Here is a 20221-nt window from a genome sequence, read left to right as displayed (position 1 = left end):
ACTATCATTTAGAATGTTTCGCTTCGCAAGCCCGCGGGCCACTCCGACGACATGAGCGCTGTTCTTCCCGTCCCCACCCTCGCCCAGGCCGACATCGGCCAGGCGCACCGCGTCAAGGCGCTGCAGGCGCCGGCCCATGCGCCGGAATGGAAGCAGTGGCTGGAGGAACTCGGCTTCGTGCCGGGCGAGCATGTCGCCGTGCTGGCGCGGGCGATGCCGGGCGCGGATCCGCTGGTGGTGCGCATCGGCCAGTCGACCTTCGCGCTGCGCCGCGCCGAGGCGGACTGCGTGGTGCTGGAAGGCGGCGGCGCGGGCGGGCTGACCGTGCCGGCCGAGGCCGGCGTGGCTGCCGGAGCCGCTCATGCGTGAGGCCGTCGTCCACATCCATCCGGCCGGGCCGCTGCTGGCGCTGGTCGGCAATCCGAACTGCGGCAAGACCGCGCTGTTCAACCGGCTCACGGGCAGCCGGCAGAAGGTCGCCAACTACGCCGGCGTGACCGTCGAGCGCAAGGAAGGCCGCCTGAAGACGGCGGCGGGCAAGCTGCTGCGCGTGCTGGACCTGCCGGGCACCTACTCGCTGTATCCGCGCTCGCCGGACGAGCGCGTGACCGTCGATGTGCTGGCCGGCCGCGCCACCGGCGAGAAGCGGCCCGACCTGGTCGTGTGCGTGCTGGACGCGACCAACCTGCGCCGCAACCTGCGCCTGTTCCTGTCGGTGCAGCGCCAGGGCCTGCCCTGCGTGGTCGCGCTGAACATGGCCGACCTGGCCCAGCGCCGCGGCATCGAGATCGACACCGAAAAACTCGGCGCGCTGCTGGGCGTGCCGGTGATCCGCACCGTCGCGACGGACGGCGCCGGCCTGGACGACCTGCGCGCGCTGCTGGACCAGCCCGAGCGCTGGGCCGCCGCGTCGACGGTGCCCGAGGGCGAGGACACGGCCCGCATCAATCACATCCTCAAGGAGCTCGGCCTGGACCAGCTGCAGGGCGAACTGCCCAGCGACAGGCTGGACCGCGTCGTGCTGCATCCGGTCGTCGGCCCGATCCTGCTGGCGGTGCTGCTGTTCTTCCTGTTCCAGGCGGTGTTCGCGTGGGCCGAGGTGCCCAAGGGCTGGATCGAGGCCGGCACCGGCTGGCTCGGCGAGCAGGCCGGCGCGCTGCTGCCCGAGGGCCATCTGCGCAGCCTGGTGGTCGATGGCCTGATCGCGGGCGTCGGCGGCGTGCTGGTGTTCCTGCCGCAGATCCTGATCCTGTTCTTCTTCATCCTGCTGCTGGAGGAATCGGGCTACCTGCCGCGCGCGGCCTTCCTGCTGGACCGGCTGATGGGCTCGGTGGGGCTGTCGGGCCGCAGCTTCATCCCGCTGCTGTCCAGCTTCGCCTGCGCGATCCCCGGGATCATGGCGACGCGCTCGATCGCCAACGCGCGCGACCGGCTGGTCACCATCCTGATCGCGCCGCTGATGACCTGCTCGGCCCGGCTGCCGGTGTACGCGCTGCTGATCGGCGCCTTCATTCCGCAGCGCGAGCTGTGGGGCGGGATCGAGCTGCAGGGGCTGGTGCTGTTCGTGCTGTACTTCGCCGGCATCCTGGTGGCGATGGCGGTGGCCTGGGTGCTCAAGCGCTTCACCGATGCCGGCCGCCAGGTGCGGCCGCTGATGATGGAGCTGCCCAGCTACCACTGGCCGCATGCGCGCAACATCGCCATCGGCCTGCTGCAGCGCGCGGAGATCTTCCTCAAGCGCGTGGGCGGCATCATCCTGGCGCTGACGCTGCTGCTGTGGGTGCTGTCGACCTTCCCGGGGGCGCCCGAGGGCGCCACCGGCCCGGCGATCGAGTACAGCTTCGCCGGCTACCTCGGCCGCGGACTGGCCTGGATCTTCGAGCCCATCGGCTTCAACTGGCAGATCAGCCTGGCGCTGGTGCCCGGCATGGCGGCGCGCGAGATCGTCGTCAGCGCGCTGGGCACGGTGTACTCGCTGTCGGCCACCGGCGACGAGGCGGCGCAGGCGCTCACGCCGCTGATCGCGTCGAGCTGGGGCCTGCCGACCGCGTTCTCGCTGCTGGCCTGGTTCATCTTCGCGCCGCAGTGCGTGTCGACGATCGCCGCGGTGAAGCGCGAGACCGGCGGCTACAAGATCCCCGCGATCATGCTGGCCTACCTCTTCGCGCTGGCCTACGGCGCGTCCTGGGCGACCTTCCACATCGCGCGCTGGATCATCGGCTGACGGCACTCGAAGGCGGAGCGCGGTGGGGCTATGCTCGCGCCCCATGATGAAACGCCCCACTCCTTCCCGGCTGTCCTTCTCCGCGCTGGCCGTGGCCGCGCTGACCGCGCTCGGCGCGCTGAACGCGGACCCCGTCCTGGCGGCCGACGCGCCCGTCAAGCCGACGCGAAGCCTCATCAAGCCGGAGCCCGACGCGGCCGCCGATGCGGACACGCGCTTCCAGCGCCTGGCCAACGACTACATCGAGGCGCTGTGGCGCGAGGACCCGGATGCCGCGATCAGCGCCGGCCGTTATGAATACGCCGCCGAGCTGCCCGCGCCCGATCGCGCGATGCGCGCCCGCGCGCTGGCCTTCACCGCCGACTGGCTCAAGCGCTTCGAGGCCGTCGACCCTGCCGCGCTGAGCGCGGCCTCGCGCACCGACCTCGGCCAGTTGCTCAACAAGCTGCGCAGCGACCGCTTCCAGCTGGCCGAGCTGCGCGAGTTCGAGTGGAATCCGTCCTACCTGAACATCGCCGGTCCGATCGACTACATCCTCGCGACCGATTACGCGCCGCTGCCGGCGCGTCTGAAGACGATCTCGGCCCGGCTGGCGAAGGTGCCGGCGTACTACCGCGCCGGCGCGGCGCTGCTCAGGCAGCCGACGCTGGAGCACACGCAGCTGGCGATCGACCAGGCGCCGGGCGTGCTCAGCGTGCTGGACGAGGTCGGCAAGGCCGCGCAGGGCGCGGACGCCGCGTCGCTGACGCCGGCCGAGCGCCGGCAGCTCGACGAACGCATCGCGGCCGCGAAGGCGGCCGTCGAGGACTATCGCGCGCAGCTCAGGAAGCTGCTCGCCGACGGCCAGGCCAGCGGCAAGGCGCGCAGCTTCCGGCTCGGCCAGGCGCTGTATGAGAAGAAATTCGGCTACGACATCCAGTCGACGCATTCGGCCGAGCAGATGTACCAGCGCGCGCTGAAGGCGCGCGAGGCGCTGCTGACGCGGATGGCGCAGCTGTCCGATCAGCTGTGGACGCAGACGATGGGCGACGCGCCCAAGCCCGAGGACCGCATCGCACGCATTGGCGCGGTGATCGGCAAGCTCAGCGAGCAGCACGTCAAGCGCGAGAACTTCGTCACCGAGATCCGCGCGCAGATCCCGCAGCTGGAGCGCTGGATCGACGAGCACGACCTGCTGACGCAGGACAAGAGCAAGCCGCTGATCGTGCGCGAGACGCCGGTGTACCAGCGCGGCGTGGCGGGCGCGGGGATCGAGGCGCCCGGGCCTTACCGGCCGCAGGACCGCACTTACTACAACGTCACGCCGCTGGATGACCTGACACCGGAGCAGGCCGAGAGCACGCTGCGCGAGTACAACCGCTGGATCCTGCAGATCCTCAACATCCATGAGGCGGTGCCCGGGCATTACACGCAGCTGGTGCATGCCAACAAGTCGCCGTCGCTGGTGAAGACGCTGTTCGGCAACGGCGCGATGGTCGAGGGCTGGGCGGTGTATGGCGAGCGGATGATGCTCGAGTCGGGCTACGGCGGGAACGCGCCGGAGATGTGGCTGATGTGGGGCAAGTGGAATTTGCGCAGCGTCACCAACACGATCCTCGACTACAGCGTTCATGTGCTGGGGATGAGCGAACAGCAGGCGCTGGACCTGCTCATGCGACAGGCGTTCCAGACCGAGCGCGAGGCGCGCGAGAAATGGCGGCGGGTGCAGCTGACGTCGGTGCAACTGACGAGCTACTTCAGCGGCTACAGCGACATCATGGAACTGCGCGAGCAGCGCAAGCAGGCGCAGGGGAAGGACTTCAGGCTGAAGGACTTCAACGAGCAGTTCCTGAGCTATGGGAACGCGCCGGTGCCGGTGATCGCCGAGCTGATGTCGGGGTCGCCGGCGAAGGCGCAGCCATGAGCGCGGATGGGGGTGCGGACGCGGCGGAGGTTCGGGTGCTCGAGGCGCGGATCACGGAGCTCGAGATCAAGGCGAGCTTCGCCGAGGACCTGGTCGATCATCTGAACGCGCAGGTCGCGAAACAGCAGGAGCAGATCGACGCGCTGGTGCGGGAGATCGCGCAACTGCGCAAGCAGGTGCCCGACGGCAGAGGCGACGGCGCGGGCTCGCTGCGCGATGAGCTGCCGCCGCATTATTGAAATCCTGCGACGGCTGCTGGCCCTCACCCCTCCCTTTCCCGCAAGCGGGCGAGGGGGTCAGACGATCGAGCGCCGCCCGTATTACCCCCTCGCCCCAGCGGGGAGAGGGAGGGGAGAGGGGGCTCGTGCCACAGCGCTGCTGCCCTTCGAAGCACCCCCTCTCCCCTGCCCTCTCCCCCCTCGCGGGGGGCGAGGGAGTTCTTGCCGGCAACGCTCGCTCCTTCTTACCCCCTCGCCCCAGCGGGGCGAGGGAGTTGGTGAGCAGCAGCGCTTGACACGGTTGCTCTCCCGCAAGCGGGAGAGGGAATGAGAGAACTCAGCTCGCCGGGCGCGCCGGGATGTTGAGCCCGCGCTTGACCGCATCGCGCGCCAGGAAGGCCGCGAGCACGCGCTGCACTTCCTTGAACTCGCTGAAGCCCACCAGCTCGCCGGCGCCGTAGAAGCCGACCAGGTTGTTGACCCAGGGCCAGATCGCGATGTCGGCGATCGTGTACTCGTCGCCCATGATCCAGCCGCGGCCGGTCAGGCGCTGCTCGAGCACGCCCAGCAGGCGCTTGGACTCGGCCAGGTAGCGGTCTCGAGGCCGCTTGTCCTCGTAGTCCTTGCCGGCGAATTTATGGAAGAAGCCGACCTGCCCGAACATCGGCCCGATCCCGCCCATCTGGAACATCACCCATTGCAGCGTCTCGTAGCGCCGTGCCGGGTCTTGCGGGATCAGCTTGCCGGTCTTCTCGGCCAGATAGACCAGGATCGCGCCGGACTCGAACAGCGGCAGCGGCGCGCCGCCCGGGCCGTCGGGATCGATGATCGCGGGGATCTTGTTGTTCGGGTTCAGCGAGAGGAACTCGGGCGTGAACTGGTCGTCCGTCTGGAAGCTGACCAGGTGCGGCTCGTAGGGCAGGCCCAGTTCCTCGAGCGCGATCGAGATCTTCACGCCGTTGGGTGTCGGCAGTGAATACAGCTGCAGGCGCTCGGGGTGCTGCGCGGGCCACTTCTTCGTGATGGGAAAGCGGGACAGGTCCGTCATGGGGGTTCCGTCGGATCGTTGTGTGAGGGATGTCTGGCGACGGGCCATTCTCGGGGCCGTCGCAGAGACCCTGCCCGGCACGGGTCAATGCGATCCGTGCCGCGGGCGGTCAACGCAACGGCGACGCGAAGCGGTCCCAGCGCGGCGCCCAGCGGGCCGTGATGTCGGCCGACACCAGCACCCGATGCGCCTGGCCGATGATCAGCCGGCGCGGCACCAGGCCGATGAAGCGAGAGTCCTCGCTGTTGTCGCGGTTGTCGCCCATCATGAAGTACTGATCAGGCGGCACCGTGACCGGACCGAAATCGCGCCGCGCGCGAATGTCGGGCAGGAACTGGACGACGTGGCGCTGCCCGCCCCACTGCTCCATCTCGCGCACGCCGCGCACCTCGATGCCGGGCGCCAGCAGCTCCTCCACCTCGGCCAGCGGCGCGTAGGTCGCCGCCTCGCCGTTGAGGATCAGCCGGTCGCCGCGCAGCTCCACGGTATCGCCCGGCACGGCCACCACGCGCTTGATCAGCCGCGTGCCATCGCGCGGCGAACCGAAGGTCACGACATCGCCGCGCCGCGGCTCGCCCACGCGCCGCACCGAGATGTCGGTCAGCGGCAGCTTCCAGTCGTAGGCGACGCGCTCGACGAAGACGACATCGCCTTCCAGGATGGTTGGCCGCATCGAACTGGTGGGGACCGGATTCCAGTCGGCGATCGCGGTCCGGAAGAACAGGAAGCCCGCCACGAACAGCAGGAAGCTGCGGTTCTCGCGGAGCCAGGCGGTGACAGGGAGCTTCATCGGGAATCTCCAAGAAAAGTGGACGACGGGCTCCGTTGTAGCGAGCGGCCGTGCGGGCTTGGCCCGGCGTGCGGCGAGTGGCGGGAATCCGCGCGTCAATGGCGGTGCAACGGCGGTGCAACGGGGGAATGACCGACAGCTTCCCGACAGCTTCGGGACAGGCTGACCTTCGGTCCGCCCGCGTTCGGCGCCCATAATCCCGCCCCATGCGCAAGCACCTCCTGCACTTGCTGCTCCCGCTGTTCATGCTGCTGTCGCAGCAGGGCGCGGTGTGGCATGGCTTCGGTCACCTGACCGATGCGCGGGGTCATGCGCCGTCGGGCGCCACCTTCGCGCACGACGACGGCCGCGCCCATGCCGATCCGGACGAGCGTTCCGCCGATCAGCTCTGCGAGGTCTGCCTCGCCTTCGACGACCTGGCCGCCTCGGCGCGCTCCGAGCCGCCCGTGCTCGCGCTGGCCGAGGCCATCCACGTCCAGGCCCCGGCCGCCGAGACCGCCTCGCGTCCGGAGCCTGCGCCGCTGCCGCGCAGCCGCGGTCCGCCCGCCCTCCTCTGACCTCGCTCCCCTGACCGCATCGCCGTCCGGCCACGTCCGCGCGCTTCGCTGAAGCCGCGCCGGCACGCCGCGATCGGCGGCCCGCGTCCGTCCGACCGTTTTCAGAGATCCACCACCATGGCCCTGCCTCCGCTGCGCGTGCTCGCGCTGTCCCTGTCCATCGCCTATCCGCTGCTTCACGCGCTGCCCGCGCGCGCCGATGAAGCGGCCTCCCCCGCCACCGCGTCCTCGTCCGCCAGCCCGACGCCCGCCGCCGGCAATCCGCTGCCCACCGTCCAGGTCCAGGGCGCGCGCGGCCGGCTCGACGCCGCGCGCAACGGCCTCTCGCCAGACACCGGCAGCACGATCTACAAGTTCGACAAGAACGACATCGCCCGCCTGCCGCAAGGCGACGACACGCCGCTGAACCAGGTGTTGCTGCAGACGCCGGGCGTCGTGCAGGACTCCTACGGCGGCCTGCACGTGCGCGGCGATCACGCCAACCTGCAGTACCGCATCAACGGCGTCGTCGTCCCGGAAGCCATCAGCGGCTTCGGCCAGACGCTGGAGACGCGCTTCGCCGACAGCATCAGCCTGCTCACCGGCGCGCTGCCCGCGCAATACGGGTACCGGACCGCCGGCATCGTGGACATCACCACCAAGGGCGTCGATGCCGATGACAAGCCCATCGCCGGCAGCGTCGGCGTCACCGTGGGCACGCAGCGCTCGCGCGAACTGGACCTCTCGCTGCATGGCAGCCAGGGCCGGCTCAGCTACGAGTTCAGCGGCTCCTACCTCGGCAACGACCTGGGCATCGAGAATCCGACGCCGTCGCGCGACGCGCTGCATGACCGCACCCATCAGGGCAAGGCCTTCGGCCTGGTGTCCTACCTGATCGGCGACGACAGCCGCATCACCGCGATGGCGGGCATCACCAACAACCGCTTCCAGATCCCCAACTCGCCGGGGCAGTCGACCGCGTTCACGCTGGCCGACACGCCGGACAAGGACTCGAGCACCCTGGACGCGCGCCAGCGCGAGCGCAACCGCTTCGCGGTGCTCAGCTACCAGAGCGTCATCGGCAGCAACGTGGACTACCAGGTCTCGCTGTTCCACCGCACGACCGATGTGCATTACTCGCCGGACCCGGTCGGCGATTTGCAGTACCTGGGCGTCGCCGCGGACATCCTGCGCCGCAACGAGGCCAACGGCGTCCAGGCCGACCTGAGCTGGCGCCTGGACAGCGCGCACACGCTGCGCACCGGCCTCTTCGCGCAGCGCGAGCACGCCAGCACGCGCGACGGCGCGCTGGTCTTCCCGGCCGACGCCGACGGCAACCAGGCGGGCACCACGCCCGTGTCCATCGCCGACGGCGGCCGGCTGGGCGGTCACCTGTGGGGCGCCTACCTGCAGGACGAGTGGAAGCTGGACCGCGCGCTGACGCTGAACTACGGCGTGCGCTATGACCAGGTGGACACGGTCTCGAAGGAGCATCAGCTCAGCCCGCGCGTCGGCCTGGTGTGGGACGCGACGCCGGCGCTGCGCCTGCACGCCGGCTATGCGCGCTACTTCACGCCGCCGCCGACCGAGAAGATCGACACCACCTCGGTGGCGGCCTTCGCGGGCACGACCAACGCGCTGCCTTCGGACGCCAACACGGCGGTGCGCGCCGAGCGCTCCAACTACTACGACGCAGGCGCGGCCTGGCAGGTCACGTCCAAGCTCACGCTGGGCATCGATGGCTACTACCGCGCGGTGCAGCATCTGCAGGACGAGGGCCAGTTCGGCAACGCGCTGATCTACTCGGCCTTCAACTACGCGCATGGGCGCATCTATGGCGTCGACCTCTCGGCCAGCTACAAGGAGAAGGACTGGTCCGCCTACGCCAACCTCGGCACCGTCCATGCGCGCGCCAAGCAGGTGGAGACGGGCCAGTTCAACTTCGAGCAGGACGAGTTGGACTTCATCGCCGGCAACTGGGTGCACCTGGATCATGAGCAGAAGCTGAGCGCCTCGGCCGGTGTCAACGTGCGGCTGGCCGAGGGTTACGCGGTGGGTGCGAGCGCGCTGTTCGGCACGGGTCTGCGCAATGGCTTCGCCAACACCACCCACCTGCCCTCGTACACCAGCGTCAATGCCGATGTCAGCAAGCGTTTCGATCTGGGTGGCGGGGGTCCGGTGGAGGCGCGCCTGTCGGTGGTCAACCTGTTCGACCGGGTTTATCAGTTGCGTGACGGCTCGGGCATTGGCGTTGGCGCGCCGCAATACGGTCAACGCCGCACGGTCTACGTGAGCTTGACGAAGGAGTTCTGACGCCGCGAGGCCGCTGCGGGGCCGGCCCTGTCGCCTGGATTGGGCGAACGTGGGCCGGCGCACGGCGGATTGTTCGTGATCGCGGTAGGCTGCGCCGCATGACCGCGACGCCGCCTGACTTCATTGCTCCCGACGACCCGCTCGACGCCTCGACGCCTGCCGATGGCCCGAAGTCCCGCGACGGTTCGAAGCCGGAGGCGCCGGGGCCCCTTGAAGCGAATGCCGAGCGGGCGCAGGCGTTTGAGCGGAAAGGGGCCCCGGCGCCTCCGGCTTCCGCTCGGTCTCCCGACGTGGAGGAATCCCCCCGCGACATCTGGAACCGTCGCTACGCTGCCCACCCGCTGAGTCGCCAGGATGCGTGGCTGGATGGTTGGCGTCATCGCCTGCCTGGTGTGCGGCGCGCGTTGGACATTGGGTGTGGTGATGGCTGGGAGACGGCGGCCTTGCTGGATCTGGGGGTGGAGGTCACGGCGATGGACATATCGGCGGAGGCGCTGGCGCGTTGCCGGCAGCAGTCGCCGGGGGCGAGGCCGTTGTTGGCCGACGTGCGGGCGATGCCGATGCTGGCCGATGGTGAGTTTGATCTGGCGGTGGCGCAGTTGTCGCTGCATTACTTCGATCGTGAGGACACGCGCCGCGCGCTGTGCGAGATCGCGCGCGTGCTGGCGCCGAACGGCAAGTTGATTGGCTGCGTCAACGCGGCTGATGACTGGCATTACGGCGCGCCGGACGATGCCTCGGCATGGGAACTGGTGGTGGTCGACGGCGTCGCCAAGCAGTTCTTCACGCGCGAGAAGCTGGAGGAGTCGCTTGCCGCGTGCTTCGAGATCGAGCACCTGGCCAAGCGCACGCTGAGCCGCTACGGCAGGCCGAAATCGGTGTGGGAGTTCTTCTGCAGGAAGAAGGCCGAGTGAGCGGCTTTCAGCGCCGCGGCACGCGCGTCTCGGGGCTGCCGAACCACTCCACGCGATAGTTCTCGCGATAGAGCAGCCGGTCGTCGACATTGCCGAGCGGGGGCAGGCCTTGCAGCAGCTGCGTCGTCACGGCGATCGGTTGCGCGACACGGCCGCTGGCCGGCATCGCGGCGAAGGCGCGGCGCAGCTCGTCGGCCAGTTGCCAGCCTTGCAGGCCCATCGGTTCCGCGATCGTCGCCAGTTGCATCGAGCGTCCCGAGCGGATGCGGCTCAGCGCGGTGCGCGAGCCGTCGCCCGCGGCGATCCCGACGATGTCCGTCCGCTGCATCGCGCGCAGCGGGAAGCTCAGCGAGTCCATGTAGACATCGTTGATCGCGAGCACGTGGGTCCAGCGCGCGCCGAAGCGCTGCTGCAGGCGCGTCAGCGCGGCGGGCATGTCGCGCGCCGCGTCGGAGATCGGCAGGTCCTCGATGGACAGCACCTCGCAGCGGCCGCAGCGCTGCAGCACCTCGGCCATGCGTCGCGTCTTCACGTTGGCGATCTCGAAGCGGCTGTCGCCGAAGATCACGACGCCCAGGCGCGGCCGGTCGGACTTGAGCACCAGATCCACCGCCTTCTCCGCCACCGCGGCCGGATCGGTCGTGATGTTGGCGTAGAGCAGCGGGGTCGCGCCTGGATGGGCGGCCGCGTGCCAGCCCACCAGCACCGGCTTGTCCGCGCTTGAGGCCTGCGGCATCAGGTCGGCGACGTCGGATTCATTGAAGCCGCCCAGCACGATGCCGTCGGAGTCGCCGGCGATCGCCTGCTCGAAGAACGCGCGCACCCGCGCGCGCTCGCCGCTGGCATTGCTGGTCGTCAGTGTCCAGCCCAGTTCGCGGCAGGCCTCCTCGAAGCCGCGGAACACCGCGGCGATGCCGCCATTGCGGAAGTCCTGCGCGATGAAGGTGACGCGGCGGGGACGCTCCTTGTCGCGGCTCGCGGCGGCCGGCGCGCTGGCCTGCGACGCGAGGGCGCTGCCGCCGAGGGAAAGAAGCACGGCGGCCGTCATCAGGACGGCGCGACGGGACAGCCCGGCGGCGCGGCGGACATGCATCGAATGTGTCTCCTCGGGACGCGATCTTGCGCCTGTCGCGCCAGCGGCGACATCGTGCAAGTACGGGGGGAGCCGCCGGGGTCTCTTCAGCGGGCCGCCGCGGCCGGACGCGCCGTCGCGGGCGCGTCGTCCAGGGTCCTCAGGAACGCGACGATGTCCTTGATTTCGGCCTCGCTCAGCGACGGCTGGCCGCCGGGCTTCCCTCCGAAGGGCCGCTCGACATTGAGGTTGCGCCGGTACTGCTCCGGCAGGTCGTCGTAGGGCTGCACGCGTCCCTTGGCGCCGCGCGCGTAGTAGCGGCCGGGATTGGTGTCGCGCTGCGCGTAGAAGCGCACCGCCTCCTCCAGCGAGCGCATCGCGCCGTTGTGGAAGAACACCTGCCGCGTCGCCACGTTGCGCAGCGACGGCGTCTTGAACAGGCCGCAGTACTCGGGGTGGTCCTTCAGGTCGGTGCGCAAGGGTCCGCAGGTGCCCAGGTCGTGGAAGGCCGGATCGCGGTTGGCCGGGATCGCCGGATTGCGCGGCACGCCGATCGCGATGTGGCCCATGTCGGTGAACACCGGGAACGCGCCGCGCTTGATCGTGCTCACGTGGCAGGACGCGCAGTTCCCCTTCCCCTTGTCCTCGAACAGCGCCAGCCCGCGCGCCTCCCGCGGCGTCAGCGCGCCCTGGCCGCGCAGGTAGGCGTCGTAGCGGCTGCTGAACGGCGCGAAGTCCTTCGGGCTCTGCTGGAACACCTCCAGCGACAGCACCAGCGCGTTCCAGGCCAGGCCGGCGTCGTCGAACAGATGCGGGCCGAACGCCTCGCGCAACGCGGCCGCGTTCGGCGATGCCTGCATCCGCTTCACCACCGCGCCGCGGTCCGTGTTGGCCATCTCGAACGGCGACAGCAGCGGCGCCTCGGCCTGCTCGTGCGCCGATGCCGCGCGGCCATCCCAGGCGAAGCCGCCGGTCGGGCCCTGGTCCAGGCTGTCGTCGCCGTCGTTGTCGAAGAAGTGCTCCGAGAACTGCGGCGTCTGCTGCCGGTACATCAGCGACGGCACCGCGCGCAGGCCGGGCACCGTACCCGTGACGCCGCCGGGCTGCACCGCCAGCGCGTTCGGTGGTCCGTAGGCATGCGCGGGGTCGTGGCAGGACGCGCAGGCCATCGTGCCCGAGGCCGACAGCGCCTTGTCGAAGAACAGCTTGCGGCCGAGCTCGGTCAGCGCGTTCGCGTCGGGGCGGCGCTCGAAGGCCGTTGCATAGAAGGGCCGGGGTGCCGTGGCCGCGGCGGTCACCGTGCCGGAGGCCGCCACGGGTGCCGCCATCAAGCCAAGACCCGCCCCAAGGGCGAGACAGGCCATCGCGCCCGCGGCCAAGGTGGCGGCCTTCCCCCACCGATGGGCGAGTGGCGCGCGTGGCGCGAGGGGCTTGTCGCGGGAAGGATCGGCAGAGGGGGTGGCGGTCGGTGGAATCACGGCAGTCAGCAACGAAACAGCAACAAAATAACGGGATCACGCAATCTTCTTAACGCGTCCATCACGCATTGCGCAGGATCTGTGCGCAAACAACGGTGTACCGATGAGGAATGACACGGACGTGTCACGCGGCGAAACGAAGCTGCGCGCCGTCCGCCAATTCCTCTGTTGGAGCTCCCTCAATGAAGACTTCTATCCGTGCCCCGCGCCTGACGATGGCGCTGACCCCTCTCGCGCTGGGCGCGATGCTGATGCTGGGCGGCTGCCTCGGCAAGGACGGCGATGACACCGCGACGGTGGATCCGACCGTCGCGCTGCAGAACAACGTGCAGAACATCGTCGTGATCTACGCCGAGAACCGCGCCTTCGACAACCTCTACGGCAACTTCCCCGGCGCCGACGGCCTGGGCACCGTCATCGGCAGCGATGGCAAGCCGACCGCCGCCTACATCGCGCAGAAGGACCGCAACGGCCAGGCGCTGGCCACGCTGCCGCCGGTCTGGGGCGGCGTGACGATGCCGGGCAGCGCGGTCACCGTGTCGCAGGCGCAGAGCGCCGGCCTGGCCAACGCGCCCTTCAACGTCGGCACCGCCTTCCAGGCCAGCGCCAACGCGACGATCGATGGCACCGTCGTCACGCGCGACATGTACCACCGCTTCTTCGAGAACCAGATGCAGATCAACGGCGGCAAGAACGACATGTTCGCCGCCTTCGCCGACTCGGGCGGCCTGGTCATGGGCTACTTCGACTACAGCGCCTCGCCGCTGTACAAGCTCGCCCAGCAGTACACGCTGGCGGACCACTTCTTCCAGGGCGCCTTCGGCGGTTCCTTCCTGAACCACCAGTATCTGATCTGCGCCTGCGTGCCGGAGTATCCGAACGCCGACACCGCCGCGGCCAAGCCCACGATCCAGATCGTCGACAAGAACGCCGACGGCTCGTACACCACCAACCTCACGCTGGCGGCGACGAGCAAGGCCTCGGCGCTGGATGGCGCGCCGACCTTCGCGGGCCCGGGCAACATCACGCCGGCCAACTACTTCGGCGACAACAAGTTCTACGCCGTCAACACGATGCAGCCGGCCTTCCAGCCGAGCGGCAACGCGCCGGCGGACCTGAACGGCAACGACGCGATGTACGCGGACACCGGCAAGGCCACCACGCTGCCGCCGCAGACGCAGAAGAACATCGGCGACCTGCTGACGGCGAAGAACGTCAGCTGGGCCTGGTACGCGGGCTCGTGGAACGCCGCGGCGAAGGACGGCCAGCAGGCCGCCACCGCCAAGCGCACGGTGATCTACGCGGGCAACGCCAATGGCGTCGCGGCCACGGACGCGGTGGACTTCCAGACGCACCACCAGCCGTTCAACTACTACGCCAACATGGACCCGGTGAAGAACGCCGCGGACCGCGCGGCGCACCTGAAGGACTACGACGACCTGGTGAAGGACGCGGCGGCGGGCACCCTGCCCGCGGTGGCCTTCTACAAGCCGGAGGGCCTGTACAACCAGCATCCGGGCTACGCGAACATCGTCAACGCGGACCAGAAGATCACGGACCTCGTGGCCAAGCTGCAGGCCAGCCCGCAGTGGAAGAACATGGTCATCGTCGTCACCTACGACGAGAACGGCGGCCAGTGGGACCACGTCTCGCCGCCCAAGGGCGACAAGGTGGGCCCGGGCACGCGGATCCCGGCGCTGATCATCTCGCCGTTCTCGAAGAAGGGCACGGTCGATCACACGCCGTACGACACCGCCTCGGTGCTGCGCCTGATCACGCGCCGTTTCGGCCTGGACCTGCTGCCGGGCCTCAAGCAGCGTGACGACGCGCTCAAGGCCGCCGGCGGCCAGCCGATGGGCGACATGACGGCCGCGCTGACGCTGCAGTAAGCGCGCCGGGCGCGGGGAGGAGGCGGGCTCAGCCCGCCTCGCTCCTGCGCTTGTACAGCGCCAGCAGCGTGTCGACGAAGTCCCGTCCCAGCAGGCCCGCCACCGGCACCGCGTACGCGTTGATGCCGGAGGTCACGCGGTAGTGGGCCTCGACCTCGAGCCGCGTATGCCCCGCGTCGATCGGCGTCAGCGTGAACCGGGTCTCGCCGAGGTCGAAGTAGCGTCCGCCCACGACCACGTGTTCATCCATCGTGCCCGGCGGGAATGAATCGGGCTTGAACTCGTAGCGCCACGCGATCGTCCGCCCTTCCACGCGCTGCGTGACGTGGCCGCGGAAGTGGACGCCGCGCTCCCAGCGCGAGTCGCGCACCTCGCCTTCCGGCGTCATGCGGTTGATCCCTTCGACCGGACGCGGCACACCGATCAGGTGGATCAGCGTCGTGGGCAGCTCCTCGCGCCGGATGCCGCGCGCGTCGACGATCTCGGACCAGATGCGCTCGGGCGGCGCGTCGATGATCGTGGCGCGGTCGATGCGCTGCCATTGCTCGCTCGTCATCGGCCCCACGAGGACCGTGAACAGCAGCGGCATCGTCGCCAGCGCGCCGACGCGGACGGTGCCGATGCGGGTCGTCTCCAGCGCCGCCTTCATCAGCAGGCCGCCCAGCGAGGCCAGGACCACGAAGGCCGGCGCCATCAGGATGACGCAGATCGAGCCCTCGAGCAGCGTCACCATGCTGCCCAGCATCATGAGCAGGATGGAGCGCCAGGGCATGAAGATCGCCTGCCCCCAGGTCGGCCGGATGCCGCGCATCACGTAGACCGTGAGCGCGCCCACCACCACCGGCGTCATCAGCACGAAGCCGGTGCTCATGACGTCGCCCGTGTCCTTGGACAGCCCCAGCCAGCGCGTCAGCTCCGCCAGATGGCCGAAGACGAGCCGCATCGCGAGCCCGTACAGCGCCCCGGACGCCGCCGCGATCCACTTGATCCGCCGCCACGCGGGCAGGTCCCTGGGCTGCAGCGCCACGGGCGCCGCGGCCGTGTCGTCGTTGTTCCCGCTCACGCGTCCTCCTTCTGCGTTTTCATCCGAGATCCCTCCACTGCGTCGCTCACGCAGTGCGGCGGATGCTACCCGCGCGCGATGTACCGCCCCTCCCTCCTCGCGTGCGCGGTCCTTTCCGAGAAGCCCCGCCGGCAACCCCGGCAATTCAATTCGCTTGCCATTCATTCGCATGCGAATTAAATTTCGCTCCATGGCACGCACCACCTCCTCCAAGCAGTCCAAGTCGCACAAGCCGGCCGCGGCCGACGCCTGCGTCCCGCAGGAGATCGACCAGCAGCTCTGCTTCGCGATCTACTCGACGATGCTCGGCCTGAACAAGGTCTATCGCGAGCTGCTCAAGGACCTGGACCTGACCTACCCCCAGTACCTCGTCATGCTGGTGCTGTGGGAGCGCGACGGCCTCAGCGTCGGCGAGATCGGCGCGCGGGTGTTCCTGGATTCGCCCACCGTCACGCCGCTGCTCAAGCGGCTCGAGGCCGCGGGCTTCGTCAGCCGCGACCGCTCGCCGCAGGACGAGCGCCAGGTCCTGATCACGCTGACCGACGCCGGCCGCGCGCTGCGCAAGCGCTCGACCCATCTGCCGCAGTGCATCGTCGACGCCTCGGACACCGAGCTCGCCGAGATCATCGAGCTGCGCGACCGCCTCCTCGCGCTGCGCGAACGCATGGCCCGCAAGGCCGGCTGACAACCATCCGTCATTTCGTCGAACGCCTGTCCCGGTTCCTTTCCCTCCCATTTACTTCGCACACTAATTATTTGCAAACGCATCACTATCCGTTTTCCCTTGCAGTTCCCACCCACCACCCCCTTGCACTCTGAAGAGGACATCACCATGACCACTTTCTCCACCCTCGCCCGCCAGTCCCGCCGCCGCCTGCTGGCCGTGTCGACGCTCGCCGTCGCGGCCGCGGCTTCGCTGGCGGCGCCCGCTCAGGCCGCGGGCTCCCGCGCCTCGGCCGGCGCCGCCGCATCGGCCTCCGACGCCCGTCCGTCCGGCGCCTACATCACGACCCGCGACGGCGTGCAGCTCTACTACAAGGACTGGGGCCCCCGCAATGGCCAGCCCATCGTGTTCAGCCACGGCTGGCCGCTCAACTCCGACAGCTGGGAGTCGCAGATGATCTTCCTGGCCGACCAGGGCTACCGCGTGATCGCGCATGACCGCCGCGGTCACGGCCGCTCCAGCCAACCCTGGGACGGCAACGACATGGACCACTACGCCGACGACCTGGCCACCGTCATCGAGACGCTGGACCTGAAGAACGCGGTGCTGGTCGGCTTCTCCACCGGCGGCGGCGAGGTCGCCCGCTACATCGGCCGCCATGGCACCTCGCGCGTGGCCAAGGCGGTGCTGGTCTCGGCCGTGCCGCCGATCATGGTCAAGTCCGACAAGAACCCGAACGGCGTGCCCAAGGACGTCTTCGACGGCATCCGCGCGGCGCAGCTCGCCAACCGCTCGCAGCTGTACAAGGACATCCCCGCCGGGCCGTTCTACGGCTTCAACCGGCCGGGCGCGAAGGTGTCGCAGGGCCTGATCGACAACTGGTGGCTTCAGGGCATGCAAGGCGGCCACAAGAACACCTATGACTCGATCAAGGCCTTCTCCGAGACCGACTTCACCGAGGACCTGAAGAAGATCGACAAGCCCGCGCTGGTGATCCACGGCGATGACGACCAGATCGTGCCGATCGACATCTCGGGCCGCGCCTCGGCCCGCCTGATCCCCGGTGCCCGGCTGATCGTCTACCCCGGCGCGCCGCACGGCCTGACCGACACGCACAAGGACCGGCTCAACGCCGACCTGCTGGCCTTCATCCGCCAATAACGCGAGCGCCCTTCCCCCACCTTCGGGGGAAGGGAGACGCGGGGTTCCCCCCCGCGATTCGTTTGGTACGCTCGGGTGATCTTTCCGAAGGCCGGCGCCTGGACGCGCCGGCTCCTGGACCTCCGATGCCGATGCCCCTCCCGCCCACCGACACCCTGCCGCATGTCCGCGTGCTCGAACTCCAGGAAGGCGACGAGGCGCTGCTCCAGCGGTTCTACGAGCGCAACCCGCTCTATTTCGAGGAGGTCAACGGCGAACCGCCCCGCCCCGACGAGGCCCGCGAGGAACTCCGGGACCTGCCGCCCGAGGGCTGGAGCTTCACCGCCAAGCGGCTGCTGGGCTACGCCGACGAGAGCGGCGAGCTGGTCGCGATGGCCTCGCTGGTGTCCGACCTGATGGCGCCGCGGGTGTGGCTGGTGGGGCTGTTCATCGTCGCCACCTCGCTGCATGGCTCACCGGCCGCGCGCGAGATCTATGCCGAGCTCGAGCACTGGATGCAGCGCCGCGGCGCCGCCTGGGTGCGGCTGGGCGTGGTCGTGGGCAACCAGCGCGCGGAGCGCTTCTGGGAACGCCAGGGCTTCGCCGAGGTGCGGCGCCGCGATGGCATCACGATGGGCCAGCGGCTCAACGCGCTGCGCGTGATGGTCAAGCCGCTGGACGGCGGCCGCATCGCCGACTACCTCAAGCTCGTGCCGCGCGACCGCCCCGGCGAGGCTTGAGCGCCCCTTGACCGCCGCTTGACCGGCGCTTGATCGGCGCTTGATCGGCGCTTGATCGGCGCTTGATCGGCGCTTGATCGGCACATCACCCGGCCATGACCCGGCCCTCACGCCGGGATCAGCCCCCGCCCCCTCAGCATCGGCTCGACGCGCGCGTCGCGGCCGCGGAAGGCCCGGTAGGTCGCGCCCGGCTCGCGGCTGTTGCCCACCGCCAGGATGTTCTCCAGCACCGATCGCGCCACCGCCGTGTCGAAGGGGTCGCCAGCCTCGACGAAGGCCTCGAAGGCATCGCAGTCCAGCACCTCCGCCCACAGGTAGACGTAGTAGCCGGCCGCGTACGAGTTGCCCGAGAACAGGTGCTGGAAATGCGTCAGCCGGTGGTTCATCCCGATCGCCGGCGGCAGGCCCAGCCGCGCGAGCGTCTCGCGCTCGAAGGCCACCGGGTCCGGCGCCTGGTCCTGCTCCAGCGCGTGGATCGCCAGGTCCACCAGCGCCGACGCGCAGTAGCGCACCGTCTCGTAGCCCTGGTTGAAGGTCGCGGCCGCCTTGAGGCGCTCGAGCAGCGCATCGGGCAGCGGCTCGCCCGTCCTGTAATGGCGCGCATGCCGCTTGAGCACGGCCGGCTCGGCCATCCAGTGCTCCATCAGCTGCGACGGCAGCTCGACGAAGTCGCGCAGCACCTGGGTGCCGGACAGGCGCTCGAACTCGACGTCCGACAGCAGCCCGTGCAGGCCGTGGCCGAACTCGTGGAAGAGCGTGCGCACGTCATCGAAGGACAGCAGCGTCGGCTCGCCGGGCGCGCCCTTCGCGAAGTTGTTGTTGTTCAGGATGATGGGCAGCGCGTCGATGCCGTTGCGGGCCTGCCAGCGCAGCGCGTTCATCCAGGCGCCGCTGCGCTTGGTCGGCCGCGCGAAGTTGTCCTGGACGAACAGGCCGCGCACCGAGCCGTCGGCGCGCTGGACCTCATGCACCTTCACGTCGGGGTGGTAGCCGGCGACCTGCGGCCGCGCGACGAAGCGCAGGCCGTAGAGCCGCTCGGCGCAGTCGAACATCGCCTGCACCATCGCGTCGAGCGGGAAGTAGGGCTTGACCTCGGCCTCGTCGAGCTGGAAGCGCTGCTGGCGCACCTTCTCGGCATACCAGCGCCAGTCCCAGTCCTCGATCGCCAGGTCGTGGCCGAGCTGCGCGCGCACCTCGTCGAGCATCGCCCGCTCGCGCGCGGCGGCGGCCTTGGCCGGCTCCCAGACCTGGTCCAGCAGCCCCTGCACCGCCGACTGGCGGCCGGCCATCGTGTCGGCCAGCGCGTAGTCCGCGTAGCTGCGCTGGCCATGCAGCGCGGCCTGCTCGCGGCGCAGCGTCAGCAGCTCGCGCACGATCTCGCGGTTGTCGGTCTCGCCGGTCGCGTCGCCGCGGCCGACCCAGGCGCGCCAGGCCTGCTCGCGCAGGTCACGCCGGTCGCTGAAGGTCAGGAAGGGCACGATCAGCGAGCGCGACAGCGTCACCACATGCGCGCCCGCCTCGGTGAGCCCGCGATCCAGCGCGGCCTGGCGGGCCGCCGCGCGGACGAAGTCCGGCAGCCCCGCCAGCTCGGCCTCGCCGCGCAGCACCAGCTGATAGCTGCTCTCGTCGGCCAGCACGTTCTGCGCGAAGCGGGTGTTGAGCTCGGCCTGGCGCTCCATGTTCGCGGCATAGCGCTCGCGGGCCTCGCCCTGCAGCCGCGCGCCGGCGCGCACGAAGTCCAGGTGCACGCGCTCCAGCAGGCGCAGCGCCTCGGGCGTCAGGCCCAGCGCGCCGCGCTGCTCGTGCAGTTGCTCGACGCGCGCGAACAGCGCGGCGTTCAGGTAGATCGCGTTGGCATGCGCGGCCAGCGGAGCGGCCATGCGCCGCTGCACCGCCTGCAGCTCGGGCGAGCTGGCCGAGGCGCTCAGCGTCGAGAACAGGTGCTCCAGCGCGGTCAGCGCGCGGCCGGAGCGGTCCAGCGCGGCGATCGTGTTCTCGAAGGTCGGGGCCTGCGGCTGCGCGGCGATCGCATCGAGCTCGGCGCGGTGCGCGGCGATCGCGGCCTCGAAGGCGGGTTCGAAATGTCCGGCGCGGATCGCATCGAACGGGGGCAGCCCGTAGGGGCCGGTCCAGGCGGACAGCAGGGGATTGGCGGCGCTCATCGTGTCTCCGTGGCCAGATCTGCGTGGCCAGGTCTGCCGTGGCCATCGGCGCCGATTGTAGAAACGG

General features: G+C 69.8%; 17 protein-coding genes. 11 read left to right on the top strand and 6 right to left on the bottom strand.

What is annotated here, in order from left to right:
- Positions 1–51: 51 nt before the first annotated feature.
- The 4 genes from ACEN96_RS11655 to ACEN96_RS11640 are packed head-to-tail and all read left to right on the top strand — an operon-like array spanning position 52 to position 4366.
- The gene (locus ACEN96_RS11655) at positions 52–369 is read left to right on the top strand and encodes a FeoA family protein (protein WP_495588173.1); all 318 of its coding nucleotides are present in this window, start codon (positions 52–54) and stop codon (positions 367–369) included.
- Complete coding sequence (gene feoB, locus ACEN96_RS11650; RefSeq protein ID WP_495588172.1) at positions 362–2224, top strand: ferrous iron transporter B; 1863 nt, start codon at positions 362–364, stop codon at positions 2222–2224. The genes ACEN96_RS11655 and feoB overlap by 8 nt, the downstream gene beginning before the upstream one ends.
- Before the next feature lie 43 nt (positions 2225–2267).
- A complete protein-coding gene (locus tag ACEN96_RS11645; RefSeq protein WP_495588171.1) occupies positions 2268–4127 on the top strand; it encodes a DUF885 domain-containing protein in 1860 nt (619 codons plus the stop codon).
- A complete protein-coding gene (locus ACEN96_RS11640) occupies positions 4124–4366 on the top strand; it encodes a SlyX family protein (RefSeq protein WP_495588170.1) in 243 nt (80 codons plus the stop codon). Before ACEN96_RS11645 ends, ACEN96_RS11640 begins: the two co-directional genes overlap by 4 nt.
- Positions 4367–4682: 316 nt before the next feature.
- Here the strand turns inward: ACEN96_RS11640 and ACEN96_RS11635 are convergent, their stop codons facing one another.
- Together ACEN96_RS11635 and lepB are read right to left on the bottom strand one after the other, a co-directional pair.
- Positions 4683–5393: a glutathione S-transferase N-terminal domain-containing protein gene (locus ACEN96_RS11635; protein WP_495588169.1), complete on the bottom strand. Its 711-nt coding sequence runs from the start codon at positions 5391–5393 to the stop codon at positions 4683–4685.
- Positions 5394–5502: 109 nt separating this feature from the next.
- Positions 5503–6183, bottom strand: coding sequence for a signal peptidase I (gene lepB, locus ACEN96_RS11630; RefSeq protein ID WP_495588168.1), 681 nt, complete (start codon positions 6181–6183; stop codon positions 5503–5505).
- 206 nt (positions 6184–6389) lie between these two features.
- Here lepB and ACEN96_RS11625 point away from each other — a divergent pair, with 206 nt between their 5' ends.
- The 3 genes from ACEN96_RS11625 (at position 6390) to ACEN96_RS11615 (ending at position 9946) form a co-directional block, all read left to right on the top strand.
- Positions 6390–6740 carry a hypothetical protein gene (locus tag ACEN96_RS11625; RefSeq protein WP_495588167.1) on the top strand — a complete coding sequence of 117 codons (351 nt, stop codon included), beginning with the start codon at positions 6390–6392 and terminating at the stop codon, positions 6738–6740.
- A gap of 117 nt (positions 6741–6857) precedes the next feature.
- Positions 6858–9032: a TonB-dependent receptor gene (locus ACEN96_RS11620; protein ID WP_495588166.1), complete on the top strand. Its 2175-nt coding sequence runs from the start codon at positions 6858–6860 to the stop codon at positions 9030–9032.
- Positions 9033–9130: 98 nt separating this feature from the next.
- Positions 9131–9946: a class I SAM-dependent methyltransferase gene (locus ACEN96_RS11615; RefSeq protein WP_495588165.1), complete on the top strand. Its 816-nt coding sequence runs from the start codon at positions 9131–9133 to the stop codon at positions 9944–9946.
- 7 nt (positions 9947–9953) lie between these two features.
- Here the strand turns inward: ACEN96_RS11615 and ACEN96_RS11610 are convergent, their stop codons facing one another.
- A complete protein-coding gene (locus tag ACEN96_RS11610; RefSeq protein ID WP_495588164.1) occupies positions 9954–11039 on the bottom strand; it encodes a substrate-binding domain-containing protein in 1086 nt (361 codons plus the stop codon).
- A gap of 86 nt (positions 11040–11125) precedes the next feature.
- Positions 11126–12346 (bottom strand): cytochrome-c peroxidase, encoded by a 1221-nt coding sequence (locus ACEN96_RS11605; RefSeq protein WP_495588163.1) that lies wholly within the window; start codon positions 12344–12346, stop codon positions 11126–11128.
- 332 nt (positions 12347–12678) lie between these two features.
- On the opposite strand from ACEN96_RS11605, the gene acpA reads away from it, so the two are divergent.
- A complete protein-coding gene (acpA, locus tag ACEN96_RS11600) occupies positions 12679–14385 on the top strand; it encodes an acid phosphatase (protein ID WP_495588162.1) in 1707 nt (568 codons plus the stop codon).
- A gap of 28 nt (positions 14386–14413) precedes the next feature.
- Here acpA and ACEN96_RS11595 read toward each other — a convergent pair whose 3' ends face one another.
- Positions 14414–15448 (bottom strand): hypothetical protein, encoded by a 1035-nt coding sequence (locus ACEN96_RS11595; protein ID WP_495588161.1) that lies wholly within the window; start codon positions 15446–15448, stop codon positions 14414–14416.
- A 190-nt stretch (positions 15449–15638) separates the two neighbouring features.
- Here ACEN96_RS11595 and ACEN96_RS11590 point away from each other — a divergent pair, with 190 nt between their 5' ends.
- The 3 genes from ACEN96_RS11590 (at position 15639) to ACEN96_RS11580 (ending at position 17992) form a co-directional block, all read left to right on the top strand.
- The gene (locus tag ACEN96_RS11590) at positions 15639–16133 is read left to right on the top strand and encodes a MarR family winged helix-turn-helix transcriptional regulator (RefSeq protein WP_495588160.1); all 495 of its coding nucleotides are present in this window, start codon (positions 15639–15641) and stop codon (positions 16131–16133) included.
- Between the two features lie 147 nt (positions 16134–16280).
- The gene (locus tag ACEN96_RS11585; RefSeq protein WP_495588159.1) at positions 16281–17273 is read left to right on the top strand and encodes an alpha/beta fold hydrolase; all 993 of its coding nucleotides are present in this window, start codon (positions 16281–16283) and stop codon (positions 17271–17273) included.
- A gap of 125 nt (positions 17274–17398) precedes the next feature.
- Entirely contained in the window at positions 17399–17992 is a 594-nt protein-coding gene (locus ACEN96_RS11580) for a GNAT family N-acetyltransferase (RefSeq protein WP_495588158.1), read from the top strand.
- A gap of 107 nt (positions 17993–18099) precedes the next feature.
- On the opposite strand, the gene ACEN96_RS11575 is transcribed toward ACEN96_RS11580, so the two are convergent.
- A complete protein-coding gene (locus ACEN96_RS11575; RefSeq protein WP_495588157.1) occupies positions 18100–20154 on the bottom strand; it encodes a M3 family metallopeptidase in 2055 nt (684 codons plus the stop codon).
- Positions 20155–20221 lie beyond the last annotated feature (67 nt).

The organism is Roseateles sp. Mitsp63 (assembly GCF_059491535.1).
The sequence above is the reverse complement of the archived record's forward strand: the minus strand, read 5'-3'. Positions and strand labels throughout refer to the sequence as shown.

Excerpts from the sequence above, each read along its gene's own strand:
- ACEN96_RS11605 (WP_495588163.1), bottom strand. The coding sequence starts at position 12,346 with ATGGCGGCACCCGTGGCGGCCTCCGGCACGGTGACCGCCGCGGCCACG.
- ACEN96_RS11635 (WP_495588169.1), bottom strand. The coding sequence starts at position 5,393 with ATGACGGACCTGTCCCGCTTTCCCATCACGAAGAAGTGGCCCGCGCAG.
- ACEN96_RS11640 (WP_495588170.1), top strand. The coding sequence starts at position 4,124 with ATGAGCGCGGATGGGGGTGCGGACGCGGCGGAGGTTCGGGTGCTCGAG.
- ACEN96_RS11620 (WP_495588166.1), top strand. The coding sequence starts at position 6,858 with ATGGCCCTGCCTCCGCTGCGCGTGCTCGCGCTGTCCCTGTCCATCGCC.
- ACEN96_RS11590 (WP_495588160.1), top strand. The coding sequence starts at position 15,639 with ATGGCACGCACCACCTCCTCCAAGCAGTCCAAGTCGCACAAGCCGGCC.
- ACEN96_RS11585 (WP_495588159.1), top strand. The coding sequence starts at position 16,281 with ATGACCACTTTCTCCACCCTCGCCCGCCAGTCCCGCCGCCGCCTGCTG.
- ACEN96_RS11625 (WP_495588167.1), top strand. The coding sequence starts at position 6,390 with ATGCGCAAGCACCTCCTGCACTTGCTGCTCCCGCTGTTCATGCTGCTG.
- ACEN96_RS11575 (WP_495588157.1), bottom strand. The coding sequence starts at position 20,154 with ATGAGCGCCGCCAATCCCCTGCTGTCCGCCTGGACCGGCCCCTACGGG.
- acpA (WP_495588162.1), top strand. The coding sequence starts at position 12,679 with ATGAAGACTTCTATCCGTGCCCCGCGCCTGACGATGGCGCTGACCCCT.
- ACEN96_RS11645 (WP_495588171.1), top strand. The coding sequence starts at position 2,268 with ATGATGAAACGCCCCACTCCTTCCCGGCTGTCCTTCTCCGCGCTGGCC.
- ACEN96_RS11610 (WP_495588164.1), bottom strand. The coding sequence starts at position 11,039 with ATGCATGTCCGCCGCGCCGCCGGGCTGTCCCGTCGCGCCGTCCTGATG.
- feoB (WP_495588172.1), top strand. The coding sequence starts at position 362 with ATGCGTGAGGCCGTCGTCCACATCCATCCGGCCGGGCCGCTGCTGGCG.
- ACEN96_RS11580 (WP_495588158.1), top strand. The coding sequence starts at position 17,399 with ATGCCGATGCCCCTCCCGCCCACCGACACCCTGCCGCATGTCCGCGTG.
- lepB (WP_495588168.1), bottom strand. The coding sequence starts at position 6,183 with ATGAAGCTCCCTGTCACCGCCTGGCTCCGCGAGAACCGCAGCTTCCTG.
- ACEN96_RS11655 (WP_495588173.1), top strand. The coding sequence starts at position 52 with ATGAGCGCTGTTCTTCCCGTCCCCACCCTCGCCCAGGCCGACATCGGC.
- ACEN96_RS11615 (WP_495588165.1), top strand. The coding sequence starts at position 9,131 with ATGACCGCGACGCCGCCTGACTTCATTGCTCCCGACGACCCGCTCGAC.